Annotated in this window: 9 protein-coding genes; 2 read left to right on the top strand and 7 right to left on the bottom strand. The window is 43.4% G+C overall.

What is annotated here, in order from left to right:
• The 5 genes from WC615_RS21470 to WC615_RS21450 form a co-directional block, all read right to left on the bottom strand.
• The coding region (locus tag WC615_RS21470; protein ID WP_372980102.1) for a cytochrome ubiquinol oxidase subunit I at nt 1-479 on the bottom strand (479 nt) is incomplete at its 3' end.
• A gap of 265 nt (nt 480-744) precedes the next feature.
• Entirely contained in the window at nt 745-1,053 is a 309-nt protein-coding gene (locus WC615_RS21465) for a phosphoribosylpyrophosphate synthetase (protein WP_372980101.1), read from the bottom strand.
• 63 nt (nt 1,054-1,116) lie between these two features.
• On the bottom strand, nt 1,117-1,821 hold the full coding sequence (locus WC615_RS21460; RefSeq protein ID WP_372980100.1) for a Crp/Fnr family transcriptional regulator: 705 nt from the start codon (nt 1,819-1,821) through the stop codon (nt 1,117-1,119).
• Between the two features lie 61 nt (nt 1,822-1,882).
• Nucleotides 1,883-2,338: a DoxX family protein gene (locus WC615_RS21455; RefSeq protein WP_372980099.1), complete on the bottom strand. Its 456-nt coding sequence runs from the start codon at nt 2,336-2,338 to the stop codon at nt 1,883-1,885.
• 25 nt (nt 2,339-2,363) lie between these two features.
• Nucleotides 2,364-2,597 carry a hypothetical protein gene (locus tag WC615_RS21450; protein WP_067063780.1) on the bottom strand — a complete coding sequence of 78 codons (234 nt, stop codon included), beginning with the start codon at nt 2,595-2,597 and terminating at the stop codon, nt 2,364-2,366.
• A gap of 150 nt (nt 2,598-2,747) precedes the next feature.
• On the opposite strand from WC615_RS21450, the gene WC615_RS21445 reads away from it, so the two are divergent.
• Nucleotides 2,748-4,640, top strand: a complete 1,893-nt coding sequence (locus tag WC615_RS21445) for a chloride channel protein (protein WP_372980098.1) — start codon at nt 2,748-2,750, stop codon at nt 4,638-4,640.
• A 65-nt stretch (nt 4,641-4,705) separates the two neighbouring features.
• A complete protein-coding gene (locus WC615_RS21440) occupies nt 4,706-5,152 on the top strand; it encodes a hypothetical protein (RefSeq protein ID WP_372980097.1) in 447 nt (148 codons plus the stop codon).
• 60 nt (nt 5,153-5,212) lie between these two features.
• Here the strand turns inward: WC615_RS21440 and WC615_RS21435 are convergent, their stop codons facing one another.
• Together WC615_RS21435 and WC615_RS21430 are read right to left on the bottom strand one after the other, a co-directional pair.
• On the bottom strand, nt 5,213-6,628 hold the full coding sequence (locus tag WC615_RS21435; RefSeq protein ID WP_372980096.1) for a TolC family protein: 1,416 nt from the start codon (nt 6,626-6,628) through the stop codon (nt 5,213-5,215).
• A 175-nt stretch (nt 6,629-6,803) separates the two neighbouring features.
• A partial coding sequence (locus tag WC615_RS21430) for an efflux RND transporter permease subunit (protein ID WP_372980095.1) occupies nt 6,804-8,474 on the bottom strand: 1,671 nt, incomplete at its 5' end.

Raw genomic sequence — 8,474 nt, 5'->3', positions numbered from 1 at the left:
CCATCAACAAGGTCAAAGCCGGTGGGGCTGTTCATCCAAGCGTTAGCAGCTACTACCAATATGCCCGATAATAAGCCGCTGATACCTACCACAACGCCCGTAAACCAATGAAACCAGCGGTTAAACCTGTTCCACCCGTAAAGGAAAAAACCAAGGGCTATAGCTTCGATAAAGAAAGCTGTGCCTTCCAGTGAAAACGGCATCCCGAAGATAGGCCCGGCATGTTTCATAAAAGTTGGCCAAAGCAGCCCAAGCTCAAAGGATAATACAGTACCTGACACCGCGCCTGTGGCAAAGAAAATAGCCACGCCTTTGCTCCAGGCTTTAGTTATATTTTGATAAACGGGGTTACCTGTGCGCAGCCATAAAAAGTGCGACACTGCCATAAAGAACGGCATAACCATGCCGATGCACGAAAATATGATGTGAAAGCCCAGGGACAATGCCATTTGCGACCTGGCGGCCATAAAATTATCCATAGTGCAAGTTTAAGTACTATACAAATGTTTAAGTATATAAATTGCACATTTTTAGCAATTTAGAACGAATAATAATTGAATATTATTTGTGGGTGTTGTTGATATTTTGGGTTTTATTGAGTATGAAATTTAATCTCACTCAAAGACGCAAAGACGTCAATGATTTAACTGATAACCAAAGAGAATGTCATGGTGAGCCTGTCGAACCATTCGCCGCTTTGTAAATCCTTCGATAAGCTCAGTATGACAATCCCAAAAAATAGTATTACGAATGTGTATTCAGTTTTTTCACCAACTCTGCCGATGCATCATCTGCTGATATACCATAACCATTTACCAGTACGCCTTTTGAGCCGTCTTTGGTTGATGATATGGCGTAAAGCACAGCTTCGTCATCCGGGTTTGATTCTCCTTCGAAACGGAAAACACCATCTATTTCAAATTCATCGGGAGATAGTTCAGCTTTTGTTTCCTGGCAAACCAGGCTATCTTGCTGTATATTAAAATCGCGGGTGTAGCCTTCTGCTTTTAACCCGTTAATGGTTTGCGATAAGGTGCCGTAGTCTGTTTTCATAGTGGTAGGTATTTGGTACGAATATCGGGAATTTATAGGGATTTTTTTAAAATGAAAAGTTACCTATTCAAACCCTTCGTTTGCATCATCGACCAACTTTTGTAATGCGGCTTCGTTTTGTAGGGTGATGCTTTTACCGGTTACTGCTATCAGGTTTTCCTGTATAAAATCCTGGGTTACCTTAAACCAGGTTTCGTAGGATACGGCAGCATAGCTGGAGAGGTCCTGCCGGGTAAGTTCTATATTTATGGCGTCAGCAGCATCTACACCAAACATCTTTTTGAGGTTAAGCATGGCAAGGGCAATGCGTTCTTTAACCGGCATGTGTACCAGGTTACGCATCCGCTTTTCCGATTTTTGCAGCTCATCGGCAAAAAACCTCATTAACGCATTTGTAAACTTATGGTTCACGTTCAATGTCGATTCAAAAAAATCCAGATCGATGTAACAAAGAGTGGCAGGTTCTAAAGCGGTGGTTGATGCAGGATAAACAGGGTTATTGCCTAAACCCATGTGGCCCAGTATATCACCCGGTTTTGCAAAACGGATGATGAATTCTTTGTCGTTGTTCCAGCGTGTATGCACTTTAAATTTGCCGGTGTAAACAAAATAAATTCCTTTAAACGGGTCTCCCTCTTTAAAAATACTTTCGCCTTTTTTTACGGTAAAGTTTTTTTTATGCACTCCAATGGCCGGGAGCCAGCCTTTAATGCTATGGGTACACAAAAAGCAATTGTTTAAATTACAGGCATCTTTAGTTTCCTTCATTTGGTATGAAATGTTGCAGCTGCAATATTAGCAAAGTACACGGGTTTTAAGGCAGGCCGTATTAACCTTTAGCCTTCTTTTGTTCGGGCCATGATAGTATGTTGTTAAGCGATAGCGGTCCGGAACCAACAAACGCGAAAACAACAAGTAACACGCAGGCAAAAATAGACAGCCACAGATCGTTATTGGGTTCAGATTTGAATATGTTGATGAAGAATATTGCCGAAATAACTACAGGCAATTGCAGTATAGATGATAAACGGGTAAGCAGGCCTAAAGTGATCAGGATGCCCCCGGCCAGGTGTATAAAAATCACATAGTGCATTACAACCTGTAGCATAAAAGGCGATAGGTCTATGAGGCGCTGGTCTTCAATGGTCCACCTTAGGTAAGCCATGTTGTGCATAAAGGAGTAGCCTTTTAAAAAAAGAAATATGCCTAATAAGATCCGCATTACGTCCAGAGCGGCAGGGTGGTGCCTGTCGCCCCAGTTTTCAACTCTTTTTATTAAACCCATCTTGCAACAAAATAAGTGTTACCGGTTAATTCACGCGCTGATGCCTTTGTTCTAAGGTACCAATAATAAAACATACGCCAACCATAAAAATAATAAAACCGGTGTACATAACCCATTGAATTGAGTTGATGCCGTTGATATTAATGGTCCACGAATGCGAATCGACCGCGCTTACGGTATTTAAGTTACGGGTTGTGAAATAACCGATGATGATAATAATGATGCCGATGACGATAAGTACTTTACCTGAAGTTTTCATAATGTTGTATTAGCAATGTTTTAGATTATAAATATAACTTATATATTTGCAAATATATTGTTTAAGCAATATAAATATAAATTGTTTTAGTGTTACCCTGTTATTTTACATTGCAAAGGCAATAAGGGTTTACACCAGTGTACATCTGTTATGAAAAAAAGCGATCTTAAAAATGGCATCCCCATTTCCCCACTACTAACCCAGTTAGATAATGACACCGACCCCGTAAATAAATCAACCTTTTTTAAAGCCCGGCTTCTGCGGATCTGTATCTATGCTGTAGCTGTTGCCGCGTTTATTAGTTTAATAGCCAAAGTATTGGTGTCGCTTATTAACCTGGTAACCAATATTGCCTTTTATGGCAATTTAAGTTTAGCCTTCCACAGTCCGGCTGCCAGCCACCTCGGCTTATGGGTTATAGTTATACCGGCAATTGGTGGTATAATTGTAGGGTTTATGGCCCTATATGGCTCAAAAGCTATCCGTGGCCACGGCATACCCGAGGCTATGGAGCAAATATTGGTTAACGAGAGTAACATCAAACCCTCCATCACCTTTTTAAAACCCATATCATCGGCTATCGCGATAGGTACCGGCGGCCCGTTTGGGGCCGAAGGACCAATTATTGCTACAGGCGGCGCTTTGGGGTCAACCCTGGGTCAATTGTTTAAAGTAACCGCCAACGAACGGAAGATCATCTTAGCAGCAGGGGCAACCGCGGGTATGTCGGCCATATTTGGTACGCCTATAGCTGCCATTTTTTTGGCTATCGAACTTTTGCTGTTCGAGTTTTCGCCAAAATCGATATTGCCTGTAGCACTGGCCTGTATCACGGGTGCAGCAGGGCATCATCTGCTGTTTGAGTCGGGGCCGGTCTTCCCCATGCCTGATCTGGCTACTCCGTCAAACCTGGCGCTGGGTATTTATAGCTTTATGGGGATCATACTAGGATTGTTATCGGTTGGTATCACTAAAATAGTTTACGCCATTGAGGATGCTTTTGAAAAACTGCCTATCCATTGGATGTGGTGGCCGGCCATTGGCGGGTTGGCAGTTGGTATTATAGGCTACTTTGCGCCGCATTCGCTGGGTGTTGGGTATGATAACATCACCGGTATCTTATCCGGCTCGTGGCCGCTGCAACTGATCGTTACATTGTGTCTATTCAAATTCTTGTCGTGGGCTATTGCTTTGGGCAGCGGTACATCGGGCGGTACGCTGGCGCCTTTACTAACTATTGGCGGTGCAAGCGGGGCAATCATAGGCTCGTTAATTATCCAATTTTTCCCCGATGCGGGCATCACCCTGCCCATGGCGGCGTTGATTGGCATGTCGGCTATGTTTGCGGGTGCGTCACGGGCTTTTATCACCAGTATTGTGTTCGCGCTGGAGGCTACCCTGCAATCGCACGCCTTGCTGCCTTTGTTAGGCGCTTGCACAGCGGCTTACATCGTATCTTTCTTTTTGATGGAGAACACCATTATGACGGAGAAAATTGCCCGGCGCGGAGTCTCAACACCCGATTCATTTGAGCCGGATATCCTGCAAAAAATGTTTGTATCTGATGTGATAAATGATGGCGCTATTGTGCTGAATACCAATAATACGATTAAAGAGATAAAGACCTGGTTAAGTAAAAACAAGTTAACCGACAACTACTTTATATTAGTTGATAACGCTAACAATTATAGCGGCACGGTAAAAATAACCGATCTGTATCATGCCAACAATGATGAAAGCACCAACGTTAGCGATATTGCCGTAAATGAAACCGGGCCGGTTATTAAGAGCACGGATACGCTCCATCATGCGGTGCAAAGCATGTCGAAAACAAATGCCGAGATACTGCCGATACTATCAGCATCTACAGATGGAAAGGTGATAGGTGTGCTTACTTACAAAGATATCATCGGGGCTTATCAAACCAATATTGATAAAAACCAGAACCTGCATGTAAAGATCTCGCTGAAACGCCGCCGGATGAAAATGGTTATTCGTGGTAAAAAGTTTGCTGATTTGAATAATAAGGGTGATAAAGTGTAATAGTTATGATGCTCTAAATGGTTGTATTTTTTATAGATTTATAACACTTAAATCAACGATCAAAAATGGAATTTCAGGAAGAGCAACAAATTCAGCAGGTAACTTTAGTTGCACCAATATACAATGCCAATCATGTTAGGTTAGGCACATTTTTAGGAGGGCCGCTTATTGCCGGTTATTTTATAGCCGAGAATTACAAAGTTTTTGGCGATTATGGTAAAGCAAAAGCCGCGTGGATCTACGCCATTGCTGCTACCATAGTAATATTTGGTGGTGTTTTTTTAATACCCGAAACGGCCCACATCCCTAATTATGTTATCCCTATAGCTTACTGTTGGATAGCCTATTATTTGACCCAACACTTTCAGGGCGCTCAAATTACTGCTCATGCCACAACGGGTGAGGGCTTTTTTGGTTGGGGCAGGGTGGTATTAATTAGCTTGATAGGATTAGCGGTTACGATAGTGTTTCTGGCTATAGCGATAATAGCTACAGACGGTTTAACATCATAAAAAAAAGCCGCCCTCCGATAAATCGAAGGAGCGGCTATCACTCATCACTCATCCTTTTTCTTATCTCCAACCACCGCCTAATGAGCGGTACAGGTTAGATACAGCGCTGAGTTGCGCACGTTTTATGGAAGCCAGTTCCAGTTCGCTTTGCAGTACGTTACCCTGTGCGGTAATTACCTCCAGGTAAGTAGCCATGCCGTTTCTAAACAATAGGTTGGCATTACCAGTAGCCTGTTGTAAAGTAGTAACCCTGTTAGCGGCAACTAACTGTTGTTCTTTCAGTTTTTCGATAGTAACCAAAGCATCAGATACCTCACCCACTGCATTTAATACCGATTGACGGAACTGCAGCACGGTTTTTTCCCGATCAATCTTGGCAACCTCATATTGTGTTTTTAACCTTTTTTTGTTAAACAATGGCTGTGTAATACCACCTGCAACAGTACCAAATAATGATGCCGGGATATTGAACCAATTGCTTGCTTTAAATGAGTTTACACCACCCGTAGCCGAAATGGTTAATGATGGGTACATGTTTGCTTTGGCAATACCCACCTGCGCATTGGCTATGTTAAGGGCCAGTTCGGCTGTTTTTACATCCGGGCGGCGGCTAACAATTGCTGATGGTAAACCTGATGGCAGGTTATCGGCAATTTGCAGGTTACTTAAAGTATTGCTGCGTTCTATCTTGTCGGGCAGTGCGCCGGTAAGGATACGTAAAGCGTTTTCCTGTATGGTGATGTTCTGCTCAAACTGTGGTACCAACTGTGCTGCAGCCAGGCGTTGTGCCTCGGCTTGCTGTACGGCCAATGAGGTTACCTGCCCGGCATCGTATTGTAAACGGATAATACGCAGGGTACTATCGTTTAGTTTTACGTTTTTCTGGGCGATGGTTAACTGCTCATCAAGCATCAGCAGGTTATAATAACCTTGCGATACACCGGCTACTATATTGGTTTGGATAGCTTTTTTAGCTTCGGTAGTTTGCAGGTATTGGGCCAAAGCAGTTTTGCTTTGGTTACGGATCTTACCCCAGATATCAGCCTCCCATGAAAGGCCAAGGTTAGCAGAGTAGTCTTCAATATGCTTGGATCCCACACCAAACGTGCTCAGGCTTAAGCCATTCAAACTATTGTCTGAAGGGCGACTGGTATTTGCAGTCACGTTTAGGTTTACCTGTGGGGAATAATTCCATTTAACCTGTTTAAACAGTAACTCCGATGATTCGATGTTTTTCACCGCTATCTGCATATCGTAATTGTTGGCTATGGCGCTATCAATTAGTTTTTGCAGGGTAGGTTCGGTAAAAAAGTTTTTCCATTGTATATCGGCAATACTGGTGGTATCGGTGGTTTGCGCTGCATCCCTAAAGGTTACAGGCAGCGCGGGTTTAGGCGTTTCAATATCTTTTGAAACTTTACATGCGCTTAAAGCCAGTAGCAGCATAAAAGCGAATGTGTTTATATGTTTTTTCATTGTGTTTTGTCTTTATTAATGTTGTTCAACTAAGTGGTGATCTGCTCACCCCGGTTACGCTTCGCTGGCCGACCCTCTCTGCTTCGCAAAGAGGGTGAAGAGCCAGTTTTTTCAACCCTCTTTGCGAAGCAGAGAGGGTGGTCGAGCGAAGCAACGACCGGGTGAGTTAAAATTCTTAGTGTGCTTCTATTGCTTCAACTGCTTTAGCATCCGGGTTGTAATTTTTATCAAGGTGCCTTGAAAGTGGTACGCCTGTAACTTTTTCCTGCAAGTGCTGGAAGATCACAAACAGTACCGGGATGATCAATAATCCCAATATTACTCCAGACACCATACCGCCGGCGGCACCAATACTAATAGAGTGGTTACCCTGTGCAGAAGGGCCGGTTGCAATACTCATCGGGAACAAACCAAATACGAAAGCCAGCGATGTCATCACAATTGGGCGTATCCTTAGTCTTGCTGCCTCAATAGCTGCATCAACCAGGGTTAAGCCGGCCTTTCGTTTCTGTACCGCGAACTCTACGATAAGGATGGCATTCTTAGCCAGCAAACCGATGAGCATGATCAGTGCTACCTGTACATAGATGTTGTTTTCGATACCGGTTATGCCTAGTACAGCAAATACACCGAATATACCTGTAGGGATAGAAAGGATAACCGCCAATGGCAGGATATAACTCTCATACTGTGCCGATAGCAGGAAGTATACAAACACCAAACATAACAGGAACACAACGGTAGACTGACCACCTGATGAGATCTCTTCACGGGTTTGGCCAGAGAACTCGTATGCAAAACCTTGCGGAAGCTCTTCTTTTGCCGTTTCCTGTATAGCCTTGATGGCATCACCCGAACTGTAACCCGGTTTAGGGATGGCATTCACCTCAATAGAGTTGAACAGGTTATAACGTGAGGCGGTTTCTGAACCATACACACGGGTTAGTTTAACCAGGGTATTGATAGGTACGGTTTCGCCTGCTTTGTTTTTTACAAATACGCGGTCAATAGTTTTCGGATCGGTACGGTCTGCAACATCAGCCTGTACAACCACACGGTAGTATTTACCAAAGCGGTTAAAGTCTGAAGCCTGTGCGGTACCAAAATAAGCCTGCATGGTTGATAAGATATCCTTAACATTTACACCAAGCTGGTTAGCCTTTTCGTCGTCAATTTCTAATTGTAATTGAGGGTAATCGGCTTTGTATGATGTAAAGGCATAAGCAACAGCCGGTTTCTGCATTAGCTTGGCAATAAAGTTATTGGCAATACCGCTAAACTTATCCAGTTTACCGTTAGTCCTGTCCTGTAGCATCACATCCAATGCTTCCACATTGCTAAATCCCGGAACGGTTGGGAAACTGAATACGAAGAATGTACCACCCGTTACGGCACCTAATTTTCCCCTTACGATATTTTGGATCTCATCGATGTTTTTAACCTTGCCGCGTTCGTCGGTAGGCTTTAACAACAGGAAGATAACACCCGCAGACGGGCTGCTTGACTGTGTTAAGAAGTTGAAACCAGATAAGGCAGTAACGAACCTTGCTGATGGTAAGGTTTTCAACTGTTCTTCGGCTTGTTTAAAGATCTTGTTAGTACCGCTTAATGAAGTACCTGATGGGGTTGACACCGCTATGGCCACAAAGCCCTGATCTTCGGTAGGGATAAAGCCCGTTTTTGTTTTGGTCACCATAAATACGGTAACAACTACTACTACCGCAAGGCCGGCCATGCTTACCCATTTGTTTTTGATAAGCACTTTTAATCCGCCAACATACCTGTTAGTAATAAAGTTAAAGCTGCCGTTAAAGCCTGCATAAAACTTTTCTACAAAACCTTTTTT

This window comes from Mucilaginibacter sp. (assembly GCF_041663085.1).
Lineage (GTDB): Bacteria > Bacteroidota > Bacteroidia > Sphingobacteriales > Sphingobacteriaceae > Mucilaginibacter.
The sequence above is the reverse complement of the archived record's forward strand: the minus strand, read 5'-3'. Positions and strand labels throughout refer to the sequence as shown.